Raw genomic sequence first — 24,990 nt, forward strand, 5'->3', positions numbered from 1 at the left:
ACCCGGGTGCCGGGAATGATCAGCAGGGGTCCGCGGGCCGCGGGCCACGACCAGGACGGGAGAACGAGCGATGGCGCTGGGTTTCGGCCGCAAGCCCACCGGGCAGCCGGGGGAGTGGTTCTACTGCATCAAGCACGGCAAGGTCGAGGAGGGGCCGGAGTGCCCGGCCAAGGACCGGCTCGGCCCGTACGCCACCCGCGAGGAGGCGGCGCACGCGCTGGAGACCGCCGCCGAGCGCAACCAGGAGTGGCGCGAGGACCCGCGGTGGAACGACGACGAGCCCGAGGCGGACAAGGGCTGAGGGGCCGTCAGGCGGCGGCGGGCGCCGCGGCGGCCTGCACCTCGTGCTGGGCCCGCACGGCGAGCGCGTGCGGGTCGGTGCGCGCGTCGTAGGCCAGCAGGCGCGGGATCGCCGCGGTCAGGGCCAGCACGCCGAGGACGCAGGCGAGGCCGCCGGTCCAGATCGAGGCGCGCACCCCGATCAGTCCGGCCATGCCGCCGGCCCGGACCTGGCCCAGCTGCGGGCCGACCGAGTAGCTGAGCACCTCCACCCCGGCGAGCCGGCCGCGCAGCTCGTCGGGGATGGTCTGGTTCCAGATCGCCGACCGGGCCACCCCGCTGATCTCGTCCGCGCCGCCCGCCAGCGCGAGGCACAGCAGCACCAGCCAGACGTTGCCGGACAGGCCCGCCAGCGCCATCGCGCCGCCCCAGGCGAGCGCCGAGAACAGCAGCATCCGGCCGTGCCGGTGCACGTGCGAGATCCAGCCGCTGGTCGCCGACACCACCAGGGCGCCGGCCGCGGTGGCCCCGTACAGCAGGCCGAGTGCCCAGTCCGCGTCCAGCGCCGAGGCGAGGAAGGGGAAGACCGCGACCGGGAAGGCGAACAGCATCGCCACCGTGTCGATCGCGTAGGTGCCCAGCAGGTCCTTGCGGCTCCACGCGTAGCGGACGCCCTCGGCGATGGTCCGCAGCGAGGGCCGCTCCGCGCTGTCCGCGGGCGGGGCCGGGCGCATCCGGGCGATCAGCGCCAGGGAGACCAGGAAGGTCGCGACGTCCAGCGCGTACGCCGTCTGCACCCCGCTGACCGCGACCACCACGCCGGCGAGCGCCGGGCCGGCCACCGAAGCGACGTTGTGGTAGAGCGAGTTGAGGGCGAAGGCGGCGGGCAGCTGGTCGTGCGGGACGACCCGGGGGATCAGCGAGTCCAGGGGCGGGCGCTGCAGGCCGAAGAGCGCCGCCGAGAACGCGGCGACCACGTAGAGCGGCCACACCGCGGGGTGCGGCAGCAGCGCGTTGGCCAGCATCACGACGGACAGCAGGCACAGCCCGGCCTCGGAGAGCAGCACCAGGCGGCGGCGGTCCAGCGCGTCCGCCAGCGCGCCGCCCCACAGGCCGAACACCACCAGCGGCACCAGTTCGAAGGCGCCGATCAGGCCGACCGCCAGGGAGGAGCCGGTGAGCTGCTTGATCTGCAGCGGCACCGCGACGTACGAGAGGTAGCTGCCGAACGCGCTGACGCACCCGGACGTCCACAGCAGGCGGAAGTCGCGCGAGGACCGCCACGGCGTCAGGTCGGGGCGGAGCTTGCGGAGGAGGGCGGCGGCGCTGGTCACATGGCGAGATGGTGCTCGAGCGAAGGTGCCGCGGGCAAGCGGTTTTCCGTTCCGGCGCGGCGCCCCGGGCTACCAGCGCAGCACGGGGGAGGCGGTGAGCCGGGCGGCCAGCCGGGCGAGGCGGCTGCGGGAAGGGGCGTCGGCGGTGGCCGAACTGACGAGGTGTTGGACCACCTCGAAGGGTTCCGGGGCGGTGCCGGGGACGGTGAGGCGGTCGTGGGCGAGGTCGGTGAGCTCGGGGTCGCCGTCGTCCAGGGCGAGCAGCGTGGCACCGGCCCGGCGGGCGTCGGAGAGGCGTTCCAGCAGCGGGGCGTCGGCGGGGGCGGGCGCGACCAGCAGGACGGTGGCGCCGCCGCGGGCCTCGCCCAGCCGGGGCAGGCCGCAGGCGAGGTGCCCGGGGGCGCCCGGCGGGACCTCGTGCCGCAGCAGGGTGGGGGCGAGCGCGGGCAGTCCGCTGTAGGCGGCCTCGTCGGTGAGGTGGGCGGCCAGGTGCCAGGGCTCGTAGCAGGGCGTGCCGACCAGCAGCAGGCCGGTGGAACTGCGGCGGGTGACGGCGCCGCGCAGCGCGCCGGCGAAGGCGCCGGCCCGTTCGGGCCAGCCGGTGCCGGCGAGCGACTGCCGGAGTGCGGAAACTCTCACCGCGTCCATGGGCCACAGCATGCTGGCGGATCACCCGGTTTGGCAGGATCTTCGCCATGACGCAACCCGATTCAGTGAACGCACCCGACGCGGTGAACGCGACGTCCGGCCCGGGCCGGACGCTGCCGGACGTGTCCGGTCTTGTGGTGGGTGTCCTCGGCGGGACCGGGGACCAGGGCAGGGGCCTGGCCTACCGGCTGGCCAAGGCCGGCCAGCAGGTGGTGATCGGCTCGCGCAACGCCGAGCGCGCCGAAGGCTGCGCGGCCGAGCTGGGCCTCGGCATCCGCGGCGCGGACAACGCGACCTGCGCCCGGGAGAGCGACGTGGTGATCGTCGCGGTGCCCTGGGACGGCCACGCCGAGACGCTGACCGCCCTGCGCGCGGAGCTCGCCGGGAAGATCGTGGTGGACTGCGTCAACCCGCTCGGCTTCGACAAGCAGGGCGCGTACGCGCTGCAGGTCCCGGAGGGCTCGGCCGCCCAGCAGGCCGCCGCGCTGCTGCCCGACTCGACCGTCACCGCGGCCTTCCACCACCTGTCGGCGGTGCTGCTGCAGGACGAGACGGTGGAGCGGATCGACACCGACGTGATGGTGCTCGGCGAGGACCGCGCCGCCACCGAGACCGTCCAGGCGCTGGCCGACCGGATCCCCGGGATGCGCGGGATCTTCGCCGGGCGGCTGCGCAACGCGCACCAGGTGGAGTCGCTGGTGGCCAACCTGATCTCGGTGAACCGCCGGTACAAGGCGCACGCGGGCCTGCGGATCACCGACGTGTGACGCAGCCCGCGGCGCGCGGAGCGGACCCGGGGCCCGACCCCGGCGTCCGGTCGGCGAGAATGGCGGGGCACACCGTCACCACGAGGAGCCCCGCCATGCCCCGCAACGCCCTGTACGCCTGCATCGTCCTCGTCCTCGCGGTGACCGCCGCGGTGGTCTCGTTCATCGAGGGCAACTGGCTCGGAGTGGTGTGGGTGCTGATGGCCGGTGTGTCCAGCAACATCGCCTGGTACTACGTGCGCAAGGACCGTGTGGAGCGGGCCCGGGCCGAGCAGCAGCAGTTCTGAGCGGCTAGTTCCAGAAGCTGAACAGTGCCCGTCCGGCGTAGGCCAGATCCGGGTTGGCGCCGAACAGGTCGAAGATCCGGTAGGTCAGGTCGGCGAGCCACCGGCCGACCCCGGTCTGCCAGATCAGCACGAACAGCACCAGCATCCCGTACGGCGCGTACGGCTCGATCGCCCGGCGGACGTTGTAGGACAGCCAGGGCTCGACGATCCCGTAGCCGTCCAGGCCGGGGACCGGCAGCAGGTTGAGGATGGCCGCGGTGACCTGGAGGAACGCCAGGAAGGCGAGGGCGAGCGGCAGCGGCGAGACGTTCAGCTGCTGGTCGTGGTAGGTGGCGAGCACGTCCGGGTCGTTGAACCAGCCCTGGCTGACCATCACCAGCAGGACCACGCCGAAGACCACGTTCACCAGCGGGCCGGCGGCGGAGATCAGGCTGTGCTTGAGCTTGCCGGAGATCCGGCTGCGCTCGATGTAGACCGCGCCGCCGGGCAGGCCGATGCCACCCATGATCATGAAGGCCACCGGGAGCACGAAGCTCAGCAGCACGTGGCCGTACTTCAGCGGGTTGAGGGTCAGGTAGCCCTTGGCGCCGACCGTGATGTCGCCGCCGGCCAGCGCGGTGCGGGCGTGCGCGTACTCGTGCAGGCAGAGCGAGACCATCCAGCCGGAGACCACGAACAGGAAGATCCCGAACCGGGAGTTGCCCCAGCCGGCGGCCAGCGCCCAGCCGGAGGCGCCGAGGGCGGCCGCCAGCACCAGGAAGATCGGGCTGATCCGGTTCTCCGCGCTGCGCTGACGGGTACTGGCGAAGGTCATCTCGGTACGGCTCCGGGGTCACGGGCGGGAATCAGGCGTCGATCATGCCGGTCCGGCGCCCGGCGGGACAAGCGGCCCCGGGTGAACGTACGGCGCAGCGCAGGCGTTCCGGCCCGACGGTAGGTCCCGGCGCGGGCCCGGCGGCGGGTCGGAACGGCGGGTGCCGGACGGCCGCGCGGCCCGGCGGACTGTGTGTGTCCGCATATATGTGCGCCCGGCACTGCGGACGTCGACCAGAATGGGCGGGTGCACTATGGCATCCTCGGCACCACCACCGCCCACCACGACGACGGCACCCCGGTCGCGCTCGGCGGCGCCCGGCTGCGCGCGCTGCTCGCCGCGCTGGTCCTGCGCCAGGGCCGGCCCGTCCCGGCCGAGCTGCTGGCCGACGAGGTGTGGGCGGACGAGCCGCCGCAGGACGCCGCCGCCGCGCTGCAGACCCTGGTCGGCCGGCTGCGCCGGACCATCGGCCGCGCCGAGATCGGCTCCGGCCCCGCCGGGTACTGGCTGACCGCCGCGCACACCGACGTCGCCGAGTTCCAGCGGCTGGCCGCCGACGGTGCCCGCGCCCTGGAGCAGGGCGACCCGTCCGCCGCCGCCGAGCGGCTGGGCGTCGCGCTCGCGTTGTGGCGCGGCCCCGCCCTCGCCGACCTGCCCGACCGCACCGGCCCCGCCGCCCGGCTGGAGAGCCAGCGCGAGGAGGCCCGCCGGCACCGCCTCACCGCCGAGCTGGCCCTCGGCCGGGCCGCCGAGGTGACCGCCGAACTCGCCGAGCTGTGCCGCCAGTACCCGCTCGACGAGCAGCTCCAGGCCCTGCAACTGCGCGCCCTGCGGGCGAGCGGCCGCACCGCCGAGGCGCTCGGCCGCTACGAGGAGATCCGCCGCGGCCTGGCCGAGGAGCTCGGCACCGACCCCGGCCCGGAGCTGCGCCGCGTGCACCAGGAGCTGCTCACCGCCGCCCCCGAACCCGCCCCCGCCGCGCCCCGCCAGGCCGTGCCGGACGGGAACCTGCGCCCCGTGCGGACCAGCTTCGTCGGCCGTGACGCCGAACTCGCCACCGTGAAGGACGCCCTGACGGCGGGTCGGCTGACCACGCTGACCGGCCCCGGCGGCTCCGGCAAGACCCGGCTGTCGGTGGAGGCCGGCCGTCGCGAGCTGGACTCCGAGCGCTGGCCCGGCGGCGTCTGGCAGGTCGAACTGGCCCCGCTGGAGGACCCGGCGGCCGTCCCCGAGGCGGTGGCCTCCGCGCTCGGCCTGCGGGAGACCGTGCTGCACACCGGCAGCGGCACGGTCGCCGAGGCGATCGAGGGCCGCAAGGACCCGGTGCGCCGCCTCACCGACCACCTCGGCCGCCGCCGCGTCCTGCTGCTGCTCGACAACTGCGAGCACGTCATCCAGGCCGCCGCCGACCTGGCCGACCAGCTGCTCGCCGACTGCCCCGGCGTCACCGTGCTGGCCACCAGCCGCGAGCCGCTCGGCGTGCCGGGCGAGGCGGTGCTGCCGGTCGAGCCGCTGCCCGATCCGGCCGCGCTGCGGCTGCTCGGCGAGCGCGGCGCCGCCGCCCGGGCGGGCTTCAGCACCGCCGAGGACCCGGCCGCCTGCGCCGAGATCTGCCGCCGGCTGGACGGCCTGCCGCTGGCCATCGAACTCGCCGCCGCCCGGCTGCGCGGCCTGACGCCGCGTCAGCTCGCGGACCGGTTGGACTCCCGGTTCGCGCTGCTCACCGCCGGCTCGCGCACCCTGCTGCCCCGTCAGCAGACGCTGCGCGCCGTGGTCGACTGGTCCTGGGAACTGCTTGGCAAGCGCGAGCGGGCGGTACTGCGCCGGCTGGCGGTGTTCGCGGGCGGCTGCACCCTGGAGTCGGCCGAGCAGGTCGTCGCCGACGGCACCGACGTGACCCGCGCGGAGGTCGCCGACCTGCTGCTGTCGCTGGTCGACAAGTCGCTGCTGGTCGCCGGCCTCGGTGACCAGCCGCGCTACTGGATGCTGGAGACCATCCACGAGTACGCCGTCGAGCGGCTCGCCGAGGCCGCCGAGCCGGAGGTCGCCGCCCGGCACACCCGGCACTACCGGGAGCTCGCCCGCAACGCCGAACTGCAGCTGCACGGCCCCGGCCAGCTCGACGAACTCGCCCGCCTGGACCGCGAGCAGGAGAACGTCCGGGCCGCGCTGCGCCGCGCCGTGGACGCCGGCGAGGAGCAGGAGGCCCTGGTGCTGGCCCTCGCGATGGCGGGCTACTGGGCGCTGCGCGACTACCGGGTGGAGGCCAGCGGTTGGTTCGACGCGGTGGCCGCGCTCGGCCCCGACGCGTTCGGCGAGGACGCCCCGCCGCCGGTGCCGCTCACCGAGGGCCCGCTGGACCAGCCGCCGCCGATGGCCCCGGAGTTGCTCGAGGAGGCCCGCCGGCATATCCGGCTGCACGCGCTGATCAGCAAGTTCAGCGGCGACATGGGGATGCTCAACAACCAGTCGGCGCTGGACACCGCCCACCGGGTGCTGGACTTCTACCGGCCCGGGCTGCCGCAGTCCTACCGGCTGCCGGCCCTGAACCGGGTCTTCACGGTCTTCCTGGTCGGCGAGATGGACCGGATGCGCGAGGTGATGGACGAGGCGGTGGCCGGCGCCCGGGTGCACGGCCGCCCGCTGGACCTGGCGTTCGCCCTGCACGTGCGCGCCCACCTGCTCAACGACTGGGCCGGGCACCTGGACCAGGCGGTGGCCGACAGCGAGGAGGCGCTCGCGCTGTACACCGCCGCCGGGGACCGCTGGGGCCGTTCCGAGGCGCTGTCCGCGAAGGCGGAGAACGCCGCCAAGCGCGGTGAGGCCGAGCAGGCCGCCGCCGCGTACCGGCAGGCGATCGACCTGGCCGGGGAGATCGGCGCCTTCCAGGAGGTGCCGCTGCTGCGCACCCGGCTCGGCGAGGTGATCTCCGAACGTGATCCGGAGGGCGGTGAGCTGATGATCCGCCAGGCGCTGGCGGAGGTCAGCGAGGACGGCCGCAGCGCCGACGGCGCCCGGATGTTCGGTCGGCTGATCCTGTGTCACCTGGCGGTCCAGCGCGGCGACCACGCCGCGGCCCTGGCCGAGCTGGACGAGCTGATGGCCGGCCCCGAGGCGGTCGGGCCGCTGCCCACGGTGTTCGCCGGCATCGTCACCTGCGTCCGCGGCTGGGTGCTGGCCCGCGGCGGCGAGCCGCGCCGGGGCCTGGAACTGCTGGTCGAGGGACGCGGCGTGATGACCTCGGTGGAGGGCCGGGCGACGATCTTCGCCGAGCACATGGCGCTGATGCTGATGGTGCCCGCCGCGGCGGTGCTCACCGAACTGGCCGGCGTGGAGCGGGCGCCGGACGCCGCGCGCCACGCCGCTGTACTGCTCGGCGCGCACACCGCGCTGAGCTCCCCGGTGGGCTCGCACATGGAGCGCCTGGAGATGGCGTACTGCGAGCGGGCGCTGGGCGAACTGCTGCCCGCGGACGAGTACCTGGCGGCGCACCAGCTGGGCGGCCGCCTCACGCTGCGCGAGGCGGCCGCCCAGCTGGACGGCCTCGGCTCGTTCTGAGCCGGTCCGCCCTCCGACGGGTCGTCAGGTGCGCTTGCGGAAGCGGGCCACCGCGAGCGGCGCGGTCGCCGCGGTCAGGCCGATCGACCAGAGCACCACGATCAGCGCGGTGTTGCCGACCGGTGTGCCGTTGATCAGGTGCCGGCAGGCGTCCGCCAGGGTGGAGAGCGGGTTGCCCTTGGCGAAGGCCTGCAGCCAGCCCGGCATGGTGCCGGTCGGCGCGAAGGTCGAGCCGCCGAACTGCAGCGGCATGATCACCAGCATCGACACGCCCTGCACCGCCTGGGCGCTGCGCAGCGACATGCCCAGCAGCATCGAGATCCACATCAGCGAGCTGCCGAACAGCAGCGACAGGCCGACCGCGCCGAGCAGGCCGAGCGGGCCGCCGGTGATGTCCAGGCCGAGCAGCATCGAGAAGCCGATCAGGATGGCGAAGGAGATCAGTCCGCGGCAGGTCTCCGCGATGATCTTCGACAGCAGCACCGCGGAGCGGCCGATCGGCAGGGTGCGGAACCGGTCCATCACGCCGGTCTGGAAGTCGGTGTTCAGACCGGTGCCGATGGCCATCGCCAGGTTCAGGCCGGTGCTGCCGAGCAGACCCGGGATCATGTACTGGATGTACTCGTGCCGGCTGCCGGAGACCGCCCCGCCGAAGACGTAGACGAAGAGCACGGTGAAGATGATCGGCACCAGCAGGGCGTCGAGCATCGACTCCGGGTCGGCCTTGATCCGCATCAGGTTCCGGCGGGTCAGTGCCCCGAGGTGGCGCAGGCTCGCGCGCAGGCCGATCCGGCCGTCGGCGCCGTCGGCGTACGTGGCCGGGGCGGTGGTCAGGGTGGCGGTGCTCATGCGACGGGCTCCTTGTCACGGGCCGGGGCGGGGACGGACTTGGTGCCGGTGATGGTCAGGAAGACCTCGTCCAGGCTGGGCAGCTTGGTGTCGATCCCGGCGACGCCGAAGCCGCGGGTGCCCAGCACCCCGATCACGGTGGTCAGCTGGGAGTCGTCGGTGAGGTGCACCGACAGCAGGCCGGACTCCTCGGTGAAGGTCGCGGGGATGCCCGACTCGCGCAGGCAGGCGGCCATCTCCGGCAGGTCCTGCGCCCGCACCGGGCGGACCTGGAGGCTCTGCCCGCCGACCCGGGTCTTCAGCTCCTGCACGCCGCCGTTGGCGATCACCCGGCCGCGGTCGATCACCGTCAGCTCGTCGGCGAGCTGCTCGGCCTCCTCCATGTACTGGGTGGTGAGCAGCACGGTGGAGCCCTCGGCGACCATCCGCTGCACCTCGTCCCACACCTCGTTGCGGGTGCGCGGGTCGAGGCCGGTGGTCGGCTCGTCCAGGTAGAGCACCTTGGGGCGGCCGATCATCGACGCGGCCAGGTCGAGGCGGCGGCGCATGCCGCCGGAGTAGGTCTTGGCGGGGCGCTTGGCGGCCTCGGTGAGCGAGAAGCGCTCCAGCAGCTCGGTGGCGCGGGCCTTGGCGTCGCGGGCGGAGAGGTCGAGCAGCCGCCCGATCAGGTAGAGGTTCTCGTAGCCGGAGAGCAGCTCGTCGACGGAGGCGTACTGGCCGGTGAGGCCGATGGTCCGGCGCAGCTGCTTCGGCTGGTGCAGGACGTCGTAGCCGCCGACGAAGGCGGTGCCGGCGTCCGGCTTGATCAGGGTGGAGAGGATCCGCACCAGGGTGGTCTTGCCCGCGCCGTTCGGCCCGAGCAGTCCCAGCACCGTCCCCTCACGGACCGTCAGGTCCACCCCGTCCAGGGCCTTCGTCTCGCCGTAGTGCTTGACGATGCCGCGGACCTCCACGGCGTTCTGGTCGATTCGTGTCATGGGAACACCGTGCCGGACCCGGCTGTCACACCACTGTCAGCGGGCTGTCACCCCTCTGCCGGGCACTGTCACGCGCTGTCGCGGGCTGCAGGCGGCAACAGGGACGCGGGGAACTGCGCGCAGCGGAAGGCACCCGCCGGCGAGGTCGCGCCGCGGGCAGTGGCTTGCACCGCGGCGCGATCTGACCGTCAGGGCTGGTTCCGCGCGCAGTTCCCCGCGCCCCTGCCGGGGCGGCTCAGTGGAACTCGTGCTCCGCGGCCGGGAAGGCGCCGGAGCGGACGTCGTCGGCGAACTCCTGCGCGGCCTGCGAGAGGGTGGCCCGCAGGTTGGCGTACTGCTTGACGAACTTCGGGACGCGGCCGGCGGTCATGCCCGCGAAGTCGGTCCACACCAGGACCTGGGCGTCGGTGCCGTTGCCGCCGCCGATGCCGACGGTGGGGATGGCGAGCTGCTCGGTGACCTGGGTGGCGAGCTCGGCGGGGACGGCCTCCAGCACCACCGAGAAGGCGCCCGCCTGCTGCACGGCCTTGGCGTCGCGCAGCAACTGGTGGGCGGCCTCGTCGCCGCGGCCCTGGACGGGGTAGCCGCCGAGGGCGTGCACGGACTGCGGGGTGAGGCCGATGTGGGCCATCACCGGCACGCCGGCCTCGACCAGCAGCTCGATGGTGCGGGCGCTGCGCTCGCCGCCCTCCAGCTTGACCGCCTGCACCCCGGCCTCCTTCATGAAGCGGGCGGCGTTGTGCAGGGCCTGGGCCGGGGACTCCTGGTAGGAGCCGAACGGGAGGTCGCCGACGATCAGCGCGCGCTTGGTGCCGCGGACCACGGCGGCGGAGAGCATCACCATCTGATCCATGGTCACCGGCACGGTGGTCTCGTAGCCGAGGTGGCAGTTGCCCGCCGAGTCGCCGACCAGCAGGACGGGGATGCCCGCCTCGTCGAAGACTCCGGCGGTGAGGGCGTCGTAGGCGGTGAGCATCGCCCAGCGCTCGCCGTTGCGCTTGGCCTTGGCGAGGTCCCGGACGGTCACCCGGCGGTTGGTGACGCCGCCGTAGAGGGTCGTCGGGACGGGGGTGTCCTGCGTCTGGGCAGGCTGAAGCGGAGAAGCGTTCATCGAACAGACTCCTGGTGTTGTCGTCTCGTGGCGCCGTACGGCGTCCCCGGATCTGGCTCCATGCTTGCACGCCGCGCGCCGTGCGCAAAGAGCCGGGAGCCCCGTGCCGGAGGGCCTCCCGCGGGCTTTACCCAATCATTACGATACGGGCCCGTATCGTATCGAAAAGAGGGCTAGTCTTTCCGTATGACCACCCCGATCTCCCCGCCCCCGGCGCGCCGGGTGCCGGAAGCCGTCCACCGCCGCCGCTGGTGGATCCTGTGCACGCTGGTGCTCGCGCTGCTCGTCGTCGTCCTCGACAACTCGATCCTCAACGTGGCGATGAAGACCATCGCCACCCCCGCCCCGGTGGGCCTGGGCGCGACCCAGAGCGACCTGGAATGGGCGATCAACTCGTACACCCTGGTCTTCGCCGGCCTGCTGTTCACCGCCGGACTGCTCGGCGACCGGTTCGGCCGCAAGTGGACCCTGCTCTCCGGCATGGTGGTCTTCGGCCTCGGCTCGCTGCTCTCCTCGCTGGCCACCAGCCCCGGCGAACTCATCGGCTACCGCGCCGTGATGGGCCTCGGCGGCGCCTTCGTGATGCCCGCCACGCTGGCCATCATCATGAACGTCTTCGAACGCCACGAGCAGCCCAAGGCGATCGGCATCTGGGCCGGCGCGGTCGGCCTGGCCATCGCCATCGGCCCGATCACCGGCGGCCTGCTGATCGAGCACTTCTGGTGGGGCTCGGTCTTCCTGGTGAACGTGCCGATCGTGGCGGTCGCCCTGGTGCTGATGTTCCTGCTGGTCCCGGACTCCAAGGACCCCAACCCCGGCAAGCTCGACCCGGTCGGCGTGCTGCTCTCGATCATCGGCCTGGTGGCGCTGATCTACGGCATCATCAAGGGCGGCGAACTCGCCGACTTCACCGACCCCAAGGCCTGGGTGCCGACCCTGATCGGCGTGCTCGCGCTGGCCGGCTTCGTGCTCTTCGAGAAGCACACCAGCCACCCCGCGCTGGACGTCACCTGGTTCCGCAACAAGGTGTTCTCCGCCTCCATCGGCGTGGTCGGCATCGTCTTCTTCGCGCTGATGGGCGTCTCCTTCTTCGGCGTCTTCTACACCCAGAGCGTCCGCGGCTACAGCGCCCTGCAGGCCGGTGCGCTGATGCTGCCGCTGGCCGTCGCCCAGCTGGTCTTCGCGCCGCGGGCCCGGCTGGTGGTCGACCGGTTCGGCGTCCGTGCCACCTGCGCCGGCGGCATGGCGCTGATCGCGGTGGGCTTCCTCGGCTACGCCTTCCTCACCGCCACCAGCCCGATCTGGCTGCTGATCGTGCTCGGCTTCGTGATGGGCGCGGGCATGGCGCACGTGATGCCGCCGGTGACGGTCGCCATCATGGGCTCGCTGCCGCGCGAGAAGGCCGGCGCCGGCTCGGCGCTGAACAACACCTTCCGCCAGGTCGGCGGCTCGCTGGGCGTTGCGGTGCTCGGCGCGGTGCTGTCGACGGTCTACCGCGACGGCACGGCCGGCAAGCTCGACGCGCTGCCCGCGCCGCTGCGCGACAAGGCCGGCGAGTCGATCGAGGCCACCCTGGCCATCGCCCGCGGCAACGCCGCGCTGGTCGCCACCGCCAAGGACTCCTTCATCCACGCCATGCACACGGTGGCCGGCGTCTCGGTCGGCGTGACCGTGCTCGGCGCGGTGCTCGCCCTGGTGCTGCTGCCCGGCAAGGTCGCCGCGCCCGGCCCGGCCGCCCCGCCGCAGGACCGATCGGAGACCGAGGCCAGCCCGGCCAAGGTGTGATCGCCAGGGTGGAGAATAGGGCCATGAAGAGCGTCGACACCCCGCTCCAGCCGCTGTCCGACCCCGCCGCGGAGCAGGACGCTCCGCGGCGGGGCCGTCCGCGCAGCGAGGCCGCCGAGCAGGCGATCTTCGCCGCGGTGGAGAAGCTGATGGAGGACGGCACCGGCCTGGGCGAACTGTCCATCGAACGGATCGCCGCCGAGGCCGGCGTCGGCAAGGCCACCATCTACCGGCGCTGGCCCAACAAGGAGGCCCTGCTGGTCGACGTGGTGGCCCGGCTGGAGGAACCGCCGCCGGCCCTCGGCGGCCCCACCTACCGCGACGACCTGATCGCGGTGGTCGACTACATGCGCCGCCGCGGCCTGATCAAGCGCTCCCGATGGATCGTCAAGTCCGCGCTCGGGCAGATGAACGCCTGGCCCGAGCTGAAGCAGACCTACCACGAACGGGTGGTCAAGCCCCGACGCGAACTGGTCCGCCAGATCGTCCGGCGCGGCGTCGCCTCCGGCGAACTGCGCGACGACGTGGACGTGGAACTGCTCTGCGAGATCCTGCTCGGCCCGATCCTGCTGCGCACGGTGCTCTGGGACGACGCCCCGCTGGAGGACCCCGACCTGCCCCGCCAGATGATCGACGCGATCCTCGGCGGACTCGCCGCCGAGGGCTGCGCCGACCGGGCGCACCGGAACTGACCGGGCACTTCGCCGCGTCCATCCCGTCATAGGCTGAACCGAGAATCAGATCGGACCAGGCCGGACGGGGTCGGCGGTAGCCGAACGAGAACGGCGGCAAGGAGCGGTGCATGGTGCGGGCGGACGGTCCGGCGGCAGTGGCGGACGAGAAGCCCGGCACCGGGAACACCGGGCGCACCGGGCTCCGCCGCTGGTTCGACTGGCAGCGGGCCTGGCCGGTCACCCTGCTCGGCCTGCTGCTCACCGTGCTGCTCGCGTTCCACGCCGACCTGCCCAACCGGGTCGGCAACCTCGGCAGCCTGCTGGAGACCTTCCTGCCCTGGCTGGGCCTGGCCGTCCCGGTGCTGCTGGCGCTCGCGCTGTGGCGGCGCTCGGGGTTCGCGGTGGTCGCCGCGCTGCTGCCCGCCGTGGTCTGGCTCAACCTGTTCGGCGGCCTGCTGGTCGACAAGAGCACCGGTCACGGCGACTTCACCGCGCTCACCCACAACGTCGCCGCCGCCAACGACGACCCGCAGGGCACCATCCGGATGCTCGCCGGCTCCGGCGCGCAGATCGTCGCCCTGGAGGAGCTCTCCGCCGCCGCGGCCCCGGTCTACACCGCCGGCCTGGCCGCGAAGTACCCGTTCCACGTGGTGGAGGGCACCGTCGGCCTCTGGTCGAGCTACCCGATCGACGGGGTCGAGGTGGTCGACATCAAGATGGGCTGGACCCGGGCCTTCCGCGCCCAGGTCACCACCCCGAAGGGCCCGCTGGCGGTGTACGTCGCCCACCTGCCGTCGGTCCGGGTCAAGTTCGACAGCGGCTTCACGGCCGGGCGGCGCGACGTCAGCGCCCAGGCGCTCGGCAACGCCATCGCCGCCGAACCGCTGCGCAAGGTGCTGCTGCTCGGCGACCTCAACGGCACCATGAACGACCGCAGCCTGGCCCCGATCACCTCGCAGATGCGCTCCGCCCAGGGCGCGGCCGGCGACGGCTTCGGCTTCTCCTGGCCGGCCTCCTTCCCGATGGCCCGGATCGACCAGATCCTCAGCAAGGGCGGACTGGTCCCCACCGACTCCCGGGTGCTGCCCGCGGACGCCAGCGACCACCTGGCGGTGGCCGCCGACTACCGCTACTGACCTGCGGTCGGCCGGCCGGCGACGACGGCACTGACCCGGCGTCAGGCCGGACCGCGCGATCGGAGGTCGCTGACGCGACGTCAGGTCGGCTCGCGCGGTTCCGGTGCCACTGACCCGACGTCAGGCCGGCTCGCCGACCACCACGGTGGCGTCCCGTTCGTCGTCCGCCTCGATCCGCGGGCGCAGGCCGTGGGCGGCGAGCAGTGCGGCGGTGGCCGGGGCCTGCCGTTCGCTGGTCTCGATCAGCAGTCGGCCGCCGGGCGCCAACCAGCGGGGCGCCGCCTCGGCGACCCGACGCTGCACCGCCAAGCCGTCGCTGCCGCCGTCCAGCGCGGTCCGCGGCTCGTGGTCGCGGGCCTCCGGCGGCAGCAGCGGGATCTCGTCGGTCGGCACGTACGGGGCGTTGGCCACCAGCAGGTCGACCCGGCCGCGCAGGTGGTCGGGCAGCGGGGCGTCCAGGTCGCCGAGGTGCACCCGTCCGCCGTACGGGGCGAGGTTGCGGCGGGCGCAGGCCACCGAGGCCGGGTCCAGGTCGGCGGCGTGCAGTTCGACCGGGCCGAGCCGGGCGGCCAGTGCCGCGCCGACCGCGCCGGAGCCGCAGCACAGGTCGAGCAGCACCGCGCCGGGCCGGCCCAGCGCGGCGGCCCGTTCGACCAGGAACTCGCTGCGGCGGCGCGGCACGAACACCCCCGGGGTGACCGCGACGCGCAGGCCGGCGAATTCGGCGAAGCCCACCACGTGCTCCAACGGCCGCCCCGCACAGCGGAGTTCGACCAGGGCGGCGAGGCGGGCGGGGGAGTCGGCGGCGGACAGCAGCAGGCGCGCCTCGTCCTCGGCGAAGACGCAGCCGGCCGCGCGCAGCCGGTGGACGACGGTGGAACGCAGGGCGGGCGAAGGGTGGAGCGACACGGAGACCTCTCGAAGAGCCTGTGGGGCTCCCCGGACCGGTCAGGCCGCGGCCTGTCGGCGGGGGAGCACCTCGGTGACGTGCACGGTGATCTCTCCCACCTCCTTCGGCCGCGGCGCCGTCTCCTGGTCGGGCGCGCTACGCGGCGCCCACCCTATGCGCTGCCGGGCGCGCTGTCAGCCGTCCGCACCGCGGGTCGGCCGGGCGCGTGTCGGTCAGCCGCGCCGCCAGCGGTTGGTGATGGGCAGTCGGCGGTCGCGGCCGAAGTTCTTCGGCGAGACCTTCGGGCCCGGCGGGTACTGCCGCCGCTTGTACTCGGCGGTGTCCACCAGCCGCACCACCCGGTCCACCACCTCGGCGGGGTAGCCCTCGGCGACGATCGCGTCCCGGCCCTGGTCGCCCTCGACGTAGCGGTCCAGCACCGCGTCCAGCAGGTCGTAGTCGGGCAGCGAGTCGGAGTCCTTCTGGTCCGGCCGCAGCTCCGCGGACGGCGGCTTCACGATGGTGTTCTCCGGGATCGGCGGGACCTCGCCGCGCAGCTCGGCCTGCGCGTTGCGCCAGCGCGCCAGCTTGAAGACCAGCGTCTTGTAGACGTCCTTGATCGGGCCGTAGGCGCCGACCGAGTCGCCGTACAGGGTCGAGTAGCCGACCGCCAGCTCGCTCTTGTTGCCCGGGGCCAGCACGATCTGGCCCTCCTGGTTGGAGATCGCCATCAGCAGGGTGCCGCGCAGCCGGGACTGCAGGTTCTCCTCGGCCAGGTCGGTCAGCTCGGTGGCGGCCAGGTAGGCGTCGAACATCGAGGCGATCGAGACGGTGCGGAAGTGCAGCCCGGTGCGGCGGGCCAGCTCGGCGGCGTCGTCCCGGGAGTGCTGCGAGGAGTAGCGCGAGGGCATCGAGACCCCGTACACGTGCTCCGCGCCGATCGCGTCCACTGCGATCGCCGCCACCAGCGCCGAGTCGATGCCGCCGGACAGCCCGATCAGCACCGAGCGGAAGCCGTTCTTGCGGACGTACGCCCGGACGCCCTCGACCAGGGCCGCGTACACCTCGGCCTCGTCGTCCAGCCGCGTCTCGATCCGCGGGGCGATCGGCTCGGCGGGCGCGGCCTTCGGCTCGCCGCCCAGGTCGACCCGGACCAGCTTCAGCCCGTCCGCCAGCACCGTGCCGTCCGGCAGGCCCTCGGTCGCGGCCGGCAGCTCCAGGTCCATCACCAGCAGCGACTCCTCGAACTGCGGCCCACGGGCCAGCAGTTCACCGTCCGCGGTGACCACCATCGACTCGCCGTCGAAGACCAGCTCGTCCTGCGCGCCGACCATGTTCAGGTACACCAGCGGGCAGCCCGCCTCGGCGGCGCGGCGCTTCACCAGCTCCAGCCGCACGTCGTCCTTGTCCCGCTCGTACGGCGAGCCGTTGATCGACAGCAGCAGCCCGGCCCCGGACTGGCCGGTGGCGGCGACCCGGCCGCCCTCCTGCCAGATGTCCTCGCAGATCGCCAGCGCGATGTCCACGCCGTGCAGCCGGAGGACAGTCAGCTGGTCGCCCGGGACGAAGTAGCGGTACTCGTCGAAGACGCCGTAGTTCGGCAGGAAGTGCTTGGCGAACCGGGTCACCACCTCGCCGCCGCGCAGCACCGCCGCGCAGTTCTGCGGCTTGCCCGCGTACGTCGTGCCCGGCTCCCCGCGGCCCAGGTAGCCGACCACCACCGGGACGTCGCCCAGGCCCTCGGCCTGAAGCTTGGCCGCGAGGTCGGTGAGCGCGGCGCGGGAGGACTCGACGAAGGAGCCGCGGAAGGCGAGGTCCTCGACCGGGTAGCCGGTGAGCGCCATCTCGGGGAAGGCGATCAGGTCGGCGCCGGACTCGGCCGCCAGCTTCGACCAGCGCAGCACCTCCTCGCTGTTGCGGGCGAGGTCACCGACCCAGGGGTCGATCTGGCACAGGGCGAGACGCAGATTCGGCATGCCCCGAGTGTAATCGTCTAACTGACGCTATGTCGCGGGGGTGCCGGTTCGCGCGTGCTGGGGCCTGCGATGGCGACCGGTGGGGCCTGCGGCGGCAATCGGTGGGGCTCGTGGCGGCAACCGGTGGGGCTCGTGGGTCGGCAAGCGGGCGAAGATCCGCCATGATGGTCACGACGCGGTCCGGGCGAGGGGGGCTCACCGGGCCGGGCCGACCGGTGCGGGCGGCGTAACACGGGCGTAAAGAGCAGAGGTGAGACTGTCCCCATGGGCAAGCAGCAGGAGTTCGTGCTTCGCACGCTCGAGGAGCGTGACATCCGGTTCGTCCGGCTGTGGTTCACCGACGTGCTCGGTTTCCTCAAGTCCGTGGCGGTCGCCCCGGCGGAACTCGAGCAGGCCTTCGAGGAAGGCATCGGGTTCGACGGCTCCGCGATCGAGGGCTTCGCCCGGGTCTACGAGTCCGACATGATCGCCAAGCCGGATCCGACCACGTTCCAGATACTGCCGTGGCGCTCCGAGAACCCGGGCACCGCCCGGATGTTCTGCGACATCCTGATGCCCGACGGCTCGCCGTCGTACGCGGACCCGCGCTACGTCCTCAAGCGGACCCTGGAGCGCGCCTCCGACCTCGGGTTCACCTTCTACACCCACCCGGAGATCGAGTTCTTCCTGCTGAAGAACCTCCCCGGCGACGGCACCGCGCCGATCCCCGCCGACCAGTCCGGCTACTTCGACCACACCCCGCGCGGCATCGGCCACGACTTCCGTCGGCAGGCCATCACGATGCTCGAGTCCATGGGCATCTCGGTCGAGTTCAGCCACCACGAGGGTGCCCCCGGCCAGCAGGAGATCGACCTCCGGTACGCGGACGCGCTCTCCACCGCCGACAACATCATGACCTTCCGCCTGGTCATGAAGGAGGTCGCCCTCGAACAGGGCGTCCACGCCAGCTTCATGCCCAAGCCGTTCTCGGACTTCCCCGGCTCCGGCATGCACACCCACGTCTCGCTGTTCGAGGGCGACCGCAACGCCTTCCACGAGTCCGGCGCCGAGTACCAGCTCTCCAAGGTCGGCCGCTCCTTCATCGCGGGCCTGCTCAAGTACGCCGCCGAGACCGCCGCCGTCACCAACCAGTGGGTCAACTCCTACAAGCGCATCTGGGGCGGCTCCCAGCGCACCGCCGGCGCCGGCGGCGAGGCCCCCTCGTACATCTGCTGGGGCCACAACAACCGCTCCGCGCTGATCCGCGTCCCCATGTACAAGCCCGGCAAGCAGGGCTCCACCCGGATCGAGGTCCGCTCCCTCGACACCGGCTGCAACCCCTACCTCGCCTACGCGGTCACCCTCGCCGCCGGCCTCAAGGGCATCGAGGACAACCTCGAACTCCCCCCGGGCGCCGACGACGACGTCTGGGCCCTCACCGACGCCGAACGCCGCGCCCTGGGCATCCAGCCCATGCCGCAGAACCTCGGCGAGGCCATCGACCTCATGCAGCGCAGCGAACTCGTCGCCGAGACCCTCGGCGAGCACGTCTTCGACTTCTTCCTGCGCAACAAGCGCCAGGAGTGGGAGGAGTACCGCTCCGAGGTCACCCCGTTCGAGCTGCGGAAGAACCTGCAGGTGCTGTAGGCCTCGCGTGTCGCCTTGCGGCCGGTCGGCTCGCGCGCTGAAGTGGCGCGAGGTGACCGGTCGTGAGGCGTGGTGAGGGTTCTTGGTCGGGGTGGTGCGGGAGGCGCGGGGGACGGGCCGGGGGCGGGTGCTGGCGCGGGTGGTGGGCGACCTGCTGGTGACGGCGGGTGTGCTGGTGCTGCTGTTCGCCGGGTACGCGCTGTGGTGGACCGACGGGGTGGCGGACCGCAAGGCGGAGCAGGCCGTCGGCCGGCTGCGCGGGCAGTGGTCGGCGTCGACCCCCGCCCCCTCGCCCGCCCCGCCGCCGCCCGGGCTGCCGGGGATCGGTGAGGACGTCGGCCTGCTGCACGTGCCGGCGATGGGGCGGGGGTACCAGGTGCTGATCCGGGTCGGGACCGACCCGGACACGCTCGCGGACGGGGTGGCCGGGGTGTACACGGCGCCGTACGGCGAGGCGATGCCGTGGGACCGGGAGGGGAACTTCGCGCTCGCGGCGCACCGGGACGGGCATGGCGCGAAGTTCCACGACCTGGACCGGGTCGGCCCCGGGGACGCGGTGGTCGTCGAGACCCGGGACCGCTGGTACGTCTACCGGGTCGACGGCGTCCTGCCGGAGACCTCGCCGGAGAACGCCGCCGTGATCGCGCCGGTGCCGGTCGGCTCGCCGTACCGCTCGCCGGGCCGGTACATCACCCTGACGACCTGTACGCCGGAGTACACCTCGCGCTACCGGCTGGTGGTCTGGGGGAGCCTGGTGCGTGAGGATGCGGTGGACCCGGCCAGGACGCCGCCGGCCGAGTTGCGCTGATGGAGCGTCGGGCGCTCGACGGTGAGCAGGTCCACGTCCATCGTGACCGGGGCGGTGCTCGCCGGCGGCAGGTGGAAACTGCCGTCGCTGATCGAGAGGTTGAGGATCAGGTAGGCGGCGAAGTCCGCTCCGACTCCGGTGCCGTCGGACCACACCTCGGTGAGCCTGTCCTCGGTCGGACCGACGTACCAGGTGTCGTTGTCGGCGCCGAGTCGGACCGCCACGTAGATCCAGCGCCCGGCCCCGACGTTCTCGTCGCTGTAGACGGTGCTCCCCGAGCGGACGTGGTTGACGAACTCGATCCGGTCCGGATGGTCGGCGTACCACTCGAACAGGTCCACCTCGTTGCCGCCGTCCCGCCAGGTCCACAGGCAGGGCCAGGCGCCGGAGTCGGCCTCGGGCAGGCGGACGTGGACCAGCACCAGGTCGCCGGCGTGGACCTGGAACCCGCTGCCGCCTGAGTCGCAGGAGTCGCCGGTGGTCAGCAGGCCGGTGTCCCAGTCGCCGTCCTCGCGGTGGGTGGCGGTGAAGCGGAGGTGGCCCTGCTGATCGGAGAGGGCGGAGCGGCTCAGCCGGTCGTGCTTCCAACTGTTGGGGTTGTAGGTGCAGTTGGCGTACGCGGCGCTCTGCCAGCCCCAGGCCCGGCCGGGGCCGATGCCCGGGTCGCCGAAGCGCTCGGCCAGGACGGTGCGGGCTCCGGCCGGTGCGGTGGCGGAGTCGGGGGTGGTGGCGGTGTCCGCGGCCGCCGCCGGGAGCGGGGCGAGGGCTATCGAGAAGGAGATCGCCGAGGCGGCGAGGAATGTGGTCAGCATGGCGTTCACAATGGCCCCCGACCGACCGGTACGCGCAGGGACGGAGCCGACCGGATGAATGCGGGGCGCGGACGCCGATGGTGCCTCACCTGATGGCGTGTTACGGGCGGATCGATCCGCGGCTCATGCGAATCTGGCTGCGGGTTCACGGCGGTCCCCCGGGTATTTCGAAATCCGTTCGAAACGCCCCGGGAGTTCGCAGAAGATTCGTACTCTGACCGATCAAGGGGAAAGACCATGTACGGACTTGCTCACACCGGCGTCGCATCGCTGGCCCTGCTGGCGGTCGGCGGGGCGTCCGCCGCCATCGGCGCGGCCGTGAAGTGGTTCGCGCGCCGGTGACCGACTCCGTCACCGTGCTGATCCCGGCACACGACGAGGCGGACTTCATCGCTGACGCGGTGAGGTCCGCCTGGGCCCAGACGGTCCGGCCGGCCAGGGTGCTGGTCATCGCCGACGCGTGCACCGACGGTACCGCCGAGATCGCCAGGCGCAACGGCGCCGACGTCCTGGAGGTCCACCAGGAGAGCAAGCCGCGGTCGCTGAACCTCGCGCTGGCGGAGGTGACCACCGAGTACGTGGCGCTGCTCGACGCGGACGGGTACTTCGCCTCGCCGGACGTGCTGGAGAAGTGCCTGGTCCGCATGCGCGACAAGGGCTTCGGCGGCGTCTGCATGTCGGTCACCCCGCACAGCGTCAAGGGGATGTTCCAGCGCTCGCGGATGATCGAGTGGGCCGCGGCCCACCGGATGTCGCGGACCGTGGAGGGTTGGCACGGCTGGGTGGCGGTGCTCTCCGGCTGCGCCGGGATCTACCGCACCGAAGCCGTCCGGGCGGTCGACGGCTGGTCCACGGACAGCCTGTGCGAGGACGTCGAGCTGGCGCTGAAGATGAACCGTTCCGGACAGCGGGCGGGATTCGTCGCCGGCGCGTACGTGTGCGTCCGGGACCCGGGCAGCTGGCAGGTCTACTGGCGGCAGACCCACCGCTGGGCGGCCGGCTGGGCGCAGGCCCTCTACAAACACCGCGGGCTGTTCTTCCGCAGCTGGGGATTCACCCGGGTATTCGGCGCCATGCTCGTGGACAGCGCACTGCTCGCCAGCGGATATCTTTCGCTGGCCTACCATCTCGCCACCGGTTTCGCGGAATTCGACACCTTCCGCTGGATGGGCTGGTGGTTCCTGGTCATGGGCGCGGTGACGCTCGGAACGGCCAGCCTGCAGATCGGAATCCGGCGGACGCTCGTCAACTATCCGGCCTACCTGGTGGTCGGCACCTTGGGGACGGTGCTGGCCCTGTGGGTGATGTTCCGCGAATGGGTGCTGGGCCGGCACCTGACCTCGTGGACCGGACGCCAGGGCCGACGGACCGTCATCACCCGGATGTCGGACCGGCGTCGGCAGGTGCTCACCGCGATCGGCGCCGGGACGGGCGCGCTCGGGATGCTGCTCGGCGAGCTCGGACGGCAGCCGGACCTGACGGTGGCGGGCGGCGCGGCGACCGGTTCCGTCCTGTTCGCGGCCCTGCTCTGGCACCTGGTCGGACGGACCCCGGAGCGCGCCGGGCCGTAGGCTCGAAGTCGAACGGGATGTCGGCGGGCGGAGGGGCGGACGCAGTGGAGGAACGGGCCGGGAGCCGGACCAGCCGGCTGGAGATCCGCCTGGTGCGGCGCGGTTTCACCGACCCGGACCAGGCGGTGCGGCTGCTCGCCGGACCGGCACTGCAGGGCCTGGCGGAGGACCCGGTGCTGCTGGACGCGCTGAGCGCCACCGCCGACCCCGACCAGGCGCTGTTCTCGCTGGCCCGGATGCTGGAGGCGCTCGACCCGCACGAGCGGCACACCCTGCGCGACACCCTGACCGCCGCCAAGCCGCTGCGCGACCGGCTGCTGGGCGTGCTCGGCGCCTCCACCGCGCTCGGCGACCACCTGGCCCGGCACCCCCGCGACTGGCACGCCCTGGTCACCTTCGAGCTGCGCGACATCCACCCCGGCCGCAGCGACTTCCTCGGCGAGCTCACCCGCCGGGTCCGGTCGGAGGAGCGGGCGGACCGCGCCGACGCGCTGCGGGCCGCCTACCGGCGCTGCCTGCTGACGATCGCGGCCCGCGACCTGTCCGGCACCACCGACCTGCCGCAGGCCGCCGCCGAACTCGCCGACCTGGCGGGCGCCACCCTGCAGACCGCCCTGGACATCGCCGCCGAGGAGGACCCGGACGCGGCCGCGCTCTGCCGGCTCGCCGTGATCGGCATGGGCAAGTGCGGCGGCCGGGAGCTCAACTACGTCTCCGACGTGGACGTGATCTTCGTCGCCGAGCCCCGCGAGGGAGCCGACGAGCAGCGCGCGATGCAGGCCGCCACCCGGCTGGCCGCCCGCGCCATGCGGCTGTGCTCGGACACCACCGGCGAGGGCACCATCTGGCCGGTCGACGCCAACCTGCGCCCCGAGGGCCGCAACGGCCCGCTGGTGCGCACCCTCGCCAGCCACCTCGCGTACTACCAGCGCTGGGCCAAGACCTGGGAGTTCCAGGCGCTGCTGAAGGCCCGCCCGGTCGCCGGGGACGCCGAGCTCGGCGGCGCCTACGTCACCGCCATCGCCCCGCTGGTGTGGCAGGCCGCAGCCCGGGAGAACTTCGTCGCCGACGTCCAGCAGATGCGCCGCCGGGTGGTCGACGCGATCCCGGCCACCGAGGTCGAGCGCCAGCTGAAGCTCGGCCCGGGCGGGCTGCGCGACGTCGAGTTCGCCGTCCAGCTGCTGCAGCTCGTGCACGGCCGCACCGACGAGCGGCTGCGCAGCGGCAACACCCTGGAGGCGCTGGCCGCGCTCAGCGCGGGCGGCTACATCGGCCGGGCCGACGCCGCCGCGTTGGACGTCGCCTACCGCTTCCTGCGCTCCCTGGAGCACCGGATCCAGCTGCACCGGCTGCGCCGCACCCACCTGATGCCGACCGACCCCGCCGACCTGCGCCGCCTGGCCCGCTCGATGGCCCCGCAGATCACCGGCGACACCCGCACCGACCCGGTCGCGGCGCTGGAGCGCGAGTGGAAGCGGCACGCGGTGGAGGTCCGGCGGCTGCACGAGCGGCTGTTCTACCGTCCGCTGCTGGACGCCGTCGCCGAGCTGCCGGTGGTCGAACTGCGGGTCACCGGCGAGGGCGCCGCCGGGCTCAGCCCGGACGCCGCCAAGGCCCGGCTCGCCGCACTCGGCTACGCGGACCCGGCCGCCGCGCTGCGGCACATCTCCGCACTGGCCTCCGGCGTCAGCCGCAAGGCGGCCATCCAGCGCACCCTGCTGCCGGTGCTGCTCGGCTGGTTCGCCGACTCCGCCGACCCCGACGCCGGGCTGCTCAACTTCCGCCAGGTCTCCGACGCGCTCGGCCGCACCCCCTGGTACCTGCGGCTGCTGCGCGACGAGGGCGCCGCCGCCGAGCAGCTCGCCCGGGTCCTGTCGGCCGGCCGGCTCGCCCCGGACCTGCTGCTGCGCGCCCCCGAGGCGGTCGCCATGCTCGGCGACCCGAACGGCCTGGCCCCGCGCGGCCGGGCCGCCCTGGAGGCCGAGATCCTGGCCGCCGTCGGCCGCGCCGCCGACCCCGCCGCCGGGGTCGCCGCGGCCCGCGCGGTCCGCCGCCGCGAGCTCTTCCGCACCTCGGCCGCCGACCTGCTCGGCCGGCTCGGCGACGACCCGGCGGACGCCCTGGACGCGGCCGGCGAGGCGCTCACCGCGATCACCGCCGCCACCCTGCAGGGCGCGCTGCGCGCCGCCGTCGACGGCTGGGAGGCCCGCAACGGCGAACTGCCCACCCGGATCGCGATCATCGGCATGGGCCGGTTCGGCGGCCACGAGCTCGGCTACGGCTCCGACGCCGACGTGCTCTTCGTCCACCAGCCGCAGCTCGGCATGCTCGACGAGGACGCCGCCAAGGCCGCCCAGGCCGTCATCCACGAGCTGCGCACCCTGCTCGCCGCGCCGTCGGTGGAGCCGCCGCTGCTGGTCGACGCCGACCTGCGCCCCGAGGGCCGCAACGGCCCGCTGGTGCGCACCCTGTCCTCGTACGCGGCCTACTACGCGCGCTGGTCGCACGCCTGGGAGAGCCAGGCGCTGCTGCGGGCCGCGCCGATCGCGGGCGACGTCGCGCTGGGGGAGCGGTTCCGGGAGCTGGTCGACCCGCTGCGCTACCCGGGCCAGGGCGTGCCGGAGCGGGACCTGGTGGAGATCCGCCGGATCAAGGCCCGGATCGAGTCGGAGCGCCTCCCGCGCGGTGCCGACCCCACCACCCACACCAAGATCGGCCGCGGCGGGCTGGCGGACGTCGAGTGGACGGTGCAGCTGCTGCAGTTGCAGCACGGCCACGAGTTGCCCGCGCTGCGGACCACCAGGACCCGCGCGGCGCTGGCCGCCGCAGCGGCCGCGGACCTGGTGGCCGCGGAGGACGCCGAGGTGCTCGACGCGGCCTGGGTGCTCGCCTCCCGGGTCCGCGCCGCCGTCATGCTGGTCCGCGGCCGGGCCGGGGACAGCTTCCCCGGCGACGCCCGCGAACTGGCCGGGGTGGCCCGCTACCTCGGCTACGGGGTGGGGCACTCCGGCGAGCTGGTCGACGAGTACCGCAGGACGACCCGGCGGGCGCGCCGGGTCGTCGAGCGGTTGTTCTACGGCGCGGAGTGA

20 protein-coding genes are annotated in these 24,990 nt (G+C 73.5%); 11 read left to right on the plus strand and 9 right to left on the minus strand.

All coding sequences use genetic code 11. From position 1 onward, the window contains the following. The first annotated feature begins 70 nt into the window (after positions 1-70). Complete coding sequence (locus ACWD4U_RS02010) at positions 71-301, plus strand: hypothetical protein (RefSeq protein WP_363449497.1); 231 nt, start codon at positions 71-73, stop codon at positions 299-301. A gap of 7 nt (positions 302-308) precedes the next feature. Here the strand turns inward: ACWD4U_RS02010 and ACWD4U_RS02015 are convergent, their stop codons facing one another. Continuing rightward, positions 309-1,613, minus strand: coding sequence for an MFS transporter (locus ACWD4U_RS02015; RefSeq protein ID WP_363449499.1), 1,305 nt, complete (start codon positions 1,611-1,613; stop codon positions 309-311). Positions 1,614-1,682: 69 nt separating this feature from the next. After that, a complete protein-coding gene (locus ACWD4U_RS02020) occupies positions 1,683-2,261 on the minus strand; it encodes a hypothetical protein (RefSeq protein ID WP_363449502.1) in 579 nt (192 codons plus the stop codon). A 47-nt stretch (positions 2,262-2,308) separates the two neighbouring features. Between ACWD4U_RS02020 and npdG the strand changes: the two genes are divergently transcribed. Together npdG and ACWD4U_RS02030 are read left to right on the plus strand one after the other, a co-directional pair. Beyond that, positions 2,309-3,028 carry an NADPH-dependent F420 reductase gene (gene npdG / locus ACWD4U_RS02025; protein WP_363449504.1) on the plus strand — a complete coding sequence of 240 codons (720 nt, stop codon included), beginning with the start codon at positions 2,309-2,311 and terminating at the stop codon, positions 3,026-3,028. A gap of 95 nt (positions 3,029-3,123) precedes the next feature. Then, on the plus strand, positions 3,124-3,315 hold the full coding sequence (locus ACWD4U_RS02030) for a hypothetical protein (protein WP_363449506.1): 192 nt from the start codon (positions 3,124-3,126) through the stop codon (positions 3,313-3,315). A 4-nt stretch (positions 3,316-3,319) separates the two neighbouring features. Here the strand turns inward: ACWD4U_RS02030 and ACWD4U_RS02035 are convergent, their stop codons facing one another. Continuing rightward, positions 3,320-4,129 carry a site-2 protease family protein gene (locus tag ACWD4U_RS02035; protein WP_363449508.1) on the minus strand — a complete coding sequence of 270 codons (810 nt, stop codon included), beginning with the start codon at positions 4,127-4,129 and terminating at the stop codon, positions 3,320-3,322. Positions 4,130-4,375: 246 nt separating this feature from the next. Between ACWD4U_RS02035 and ACWD4U_RS02040 the strand changes: the two genes are divergently transcribed. Next, positions 4,376-7,687 (plus strand): BTAD domain-containing putative transcriptional regulator, encoded by a 3,312-nt coding sequence (locus tag ACWD4U_RS02040; RefSeq protein WP_363449510.1) that lies wholly within the window; start codon positions 4,376-4,378, stop codon positions 7,685-7,687. A gap of 24 nt (positions 7,688-7,711) precedes the next feature. Here the strand turns inward: ACWD4U_RS02040 and ACWD4U_RS02045 are convergent, their stop codons facing one another. From ACWD4U_RS02045 to panB, 3 genes are all read right to left on the minus strand, one after another. Then, positions 7,712-8,536, minus strand: a complete 825-nt coding sequence (locus ACWD4U_RS02045; RefSeq protein WP_363449512.1) for an ABC transporter permease — start codon at positions 8,534-8,536, stop codon at positions 7,712-7,714. Beyond that, on the minus strand, positions 8,533-9,513 hold the full coding sequence (locus ACWD4U_RS02050; RefSeq protein WP_363449514.1) for an ATP-binding cassette domain-containing protein: 981 nt from the start codon (positions 9,511-9,513) through the stop codon (positions 8,533-8,535). Before ACWD4U_RS02050 ends, ACWD4U_RS02045 begins: the two co-directional genes overlap by 4 nt. 235 nt (positions 9,514-9,748) lie before the next feature. Beyond that, positions 9,749-10,624 carry a 3-methyl-2-oxobutanoate hydroxymethyltransferase gene (panB, locus tag ACWD4U_RS02055; RefSeq protein ID WP_363449516.1) on the minus strand — a complete coding sequence of 292 codons (876 nt, stop codon included), beginning with the start codon at positions 10,622-10,624 and terminating at the stop codon, positions 9,749-9,751. Between the two features lie 186 nt (positions 10,625-10,810). On the opposite strand from panB, the gene ACWD4U_RS02060 reads away from it, so the two are divergent. The 3 genes from ACWD4U_RS02060 to ACWD4U_RS02070 all read left to right on the plus strand — a co-directional run bounded on the left by ACWD4U_RS02060 (position 10,811) and on the right by ACWD4U_RS02070 (position 14,219). Further along, positions 10,811-12,409, plus strand: a complete 1,599-nt coding sequence (locus ACWD4U_RS02060; RefSeq protein WP_363449518.1) for an MFS transporter — start codon at positions 10,811-10,813, stop codon at positions 12,407-12,409. A 23-nt stretch (positions 12,410-12,432) separates the two neighbouring features. Continuing rightward, on the plus strand, positions 12,433-13,101 hold the full coding sequence (locus tag ACWD4U_RS02065) for a TetR/AcrR family transcriptional regulator (protein ID WP_363449520.1): 669 nt from the start codon (positions 12,433-12,435) through the stop codon (positions 13,099-13,101). A 110-nt stretch (positions 13,102-13,211) separates the two neighbouring features. Next, a complete protein-coding gene (locus ACWD4U_RS02070; protein WP_363449522.1) occupies positions 13,212-14,219 on the plus strand; it encodes an endonuclease/exonuclease/phosphatase family protein in 1,008 nt (335 codons plus the stop codon). Between the two features lie 120 nt (positions 14,220-14,339). Here ACWD4U_RS02070 and ACWD4U_RS02075 read toward each other — a convergent pair whose 3' ends face one another. Together ACWD4U_RS02075 and ACWD4U_RS02080 are read right to left on the minus strand one after the other, a co-directional pair. Then, positions 14,340-15,128: a putative protein N(5)-glutamine methyltransferase gene (locus ACWD4U_RS02075; protein WP_363449524.1), complete on the minus strand. Its 789-nt coding sequence runs from the start codon at positions 15,126-15,128 to the stop codon at positions 14,340-14,342. 213 nt (positions 15,129-15,341) lie between these two features. After that, the gene (locus ACWD4U_RS02080; protein ID WP_363449526.1) at positions 15,342-17,084 is read right to left on the minus strand and encodes an NAD+ synthase; all 1,743 of its coding nucleotides are present in this window, start codon (positions 17,082-17,084) and stop codon (positions 15,342-15,344) included. Positions 17,085-17,348: 264 nt separating this feature from the next. Here ACWD4U_RS02080 and ACWD4U_RS02085 point away from each other — a divergent pair, with 264 nt between their 5' ends. After that, entirely contained in the window at positions 17,349-18,710 is a 1,362-nt protein-coding gene (locus ACWD4U_RS02085) for a glutamine synthetase family protein (protein ID WP_363449528.1), read from the plus strand. A 91-nt stretch (positions 18,711-18,801) separates the two neighbouring features. Next, a complete protein-coding gene (locus tag ACWD4U_RS02090; RefSeq protein WP_363449823.1) occupies positions 18,802-19,518 on the plus strand; it encodes a class E sortase in 717 nt (238 codons plus the stop codon). Here the strand turns inward: ACWD4U_RS02090 and ACWD4U_RS02095 are convergent. Next, complete coding sequence (locus ACWD4U_RS02095) at positions 19,437-20,330, minus strand: LamG domain-containing protein (protein ID WP_363449530.1); 894 nt, start codon at positions 20,328-20,330, stop codon at positions 19,437-19,439. The two genes, ACWD4U_RS02090 and ACWD4U_RS02095, sit on opposite strands and share 82 nt — an antisense overlap. Before the next feature lie 338 nt (positions 20,331-20,668). On the opposite strand from ACWD4U_RS02095, the gene ACWD4U_RS02100 reads away from it, so the two are divergent. Both ACWD4U_RS02100 and ACWD4U_RS02105 read left to right on the plus strand, forming a co-directional pair. Continuing rightward, positions 20,669-21,901 (plus strand): glycosyltransferase, encoded by a 1,233-nt coding sequence (locus ACWD4U_RS02100; protein WP_363449532.1) that lies wholly within the window; start codon positions 20,669-20,671, stop codon positions 21,899-21,901. Positions 21,902-21,918: 17 nt separating this feature from the next. Continuing rightward, the gene (locus ACWD4U_RS02105) at positions 21,919-24,990 is read left to right on the plus strand and encodes a bifunctional [glutamine synthetase] adenylyltransferase/[glutamine synthetase]-adenylyl-L-tyrosine phosphorylase (RefSeq protein ID WP_449787072.1); all 3,072 of its coding nucleotides are present in this window, start codon (positions 21,919-21,921) and stop codon (positions 24,988-24,990) included.

Source organism: Kitasatospora sp. NPDC002522 (genome assembly GCF_053595195.1).

Bases quoted from the DNA above. Each gene is read 5' to 3' on its own strand.
- ACWD4U_RS02085 (WP_363449528.1), top strand. From the start codon at position 17,349: ATGGGCAAGCAGCAGGAGTTCGTGCTTCGCACGCTCGAGGAGCGTGAC.
- ACWD4U_RS02065 (WP_363449520.1), top strand. From the start codon at position 12,433: ATGAAGAGCGTCGACACCCCGCTCCAGCCGCTGTCCGACCCCGCCGCG.
- ACWD4U_RS02010 (WP_363449497.1), top strand. From the start codon at position 71: ATGGCGCTGGGTTTCGGCCGCAAGCCCACCGGGCAGCCGGGGGAGTGG.
- ACWD4U_RS02020 (WP_363449502.1), bottom strand. From the start codon at position 2,261: ATGGACGCGGTGAGAGTTTCCGCACTCCGGCAGTCGCTCGCCGGCACC.
- npdG (WP_363449504.1), top strand. From the start codon at position 2,309: ATGACGCAACCCGATTCAGTGAACGCACCCGACGCGGTGAACGCGACG.
- panB (WP_363449516.1), bottom strand. From the start codon at position 10,624: ATGAACGCTTCTCCGCTTCAGCCTGCCCAGACGCAGGACACCCCCGTC.
- ACWD4U_RS02095 (WP_363449530.1), bottom strand. From the start codon at position 20,330: ATGCTGACCACATTCCTCGCCGCCTCGGCGATCTCCTTCTCGATAGCC.
- ACWD4U_RS02050 (WP_363449514.1), bottom strand. From the start codon at position 9,513: ATGACACGAATCGACCAGAACGCCGTGGAGGTCCGCGGCATCGTCAAG.
- ACWD4U_RS02045 (WP_363449512.1), bottom strand. From the start codon at position 8,536: ATGAGCACCGCCACCCTGACCACCGCCCCGGCCACGTACGCCGACGGC.
- ACWD4U_RS02070 (WP_363449522.1), top strand. From the start codon at position 13,212: ATGGTGCGGGCGGACGGTCCGGCGGCAGTGGCGGACGAGAAGCCCGGC.
- ACWD4U_RS02030 (WP_363449506.1), top strand. From the start codon at position 3,124: ATGCCCCGCAACGCCCTGTACGCCTGCATCGTCCTCGTCCTCGCGGTG.
- ACWD4U_RS02080 (WP_363449526.1), bottom strand. From the start codon at position 17,084: ATGCCGAATCTGCGTCTCGCCCTGTGCCAGATCGACCCCTGGGTCGGT.
- ACWD4U_RS02105 (WP_449787072.1), top strand. From the start codon at position 21,919: ATGTCGGCGGGCGGAGGGGCGGACGCAGTGGAGGAACGGGCCGGGAGC.
- ACWD4U_RS02060 (WP_363449518.1), top strand. From the start codon at position 10,811: ATGACCACCCCGATCTCCCCGCCCCCGGCGCGCCGGGTGCCGGAAGCC.
- ACWD4U_RS02035 (WP_363449508.1), bottom strand. From the start codon at position 4,129: ATGACCTTCGCCAGTACCCGTCAGCGCAGCGCGGAGAACCGGATCAGC.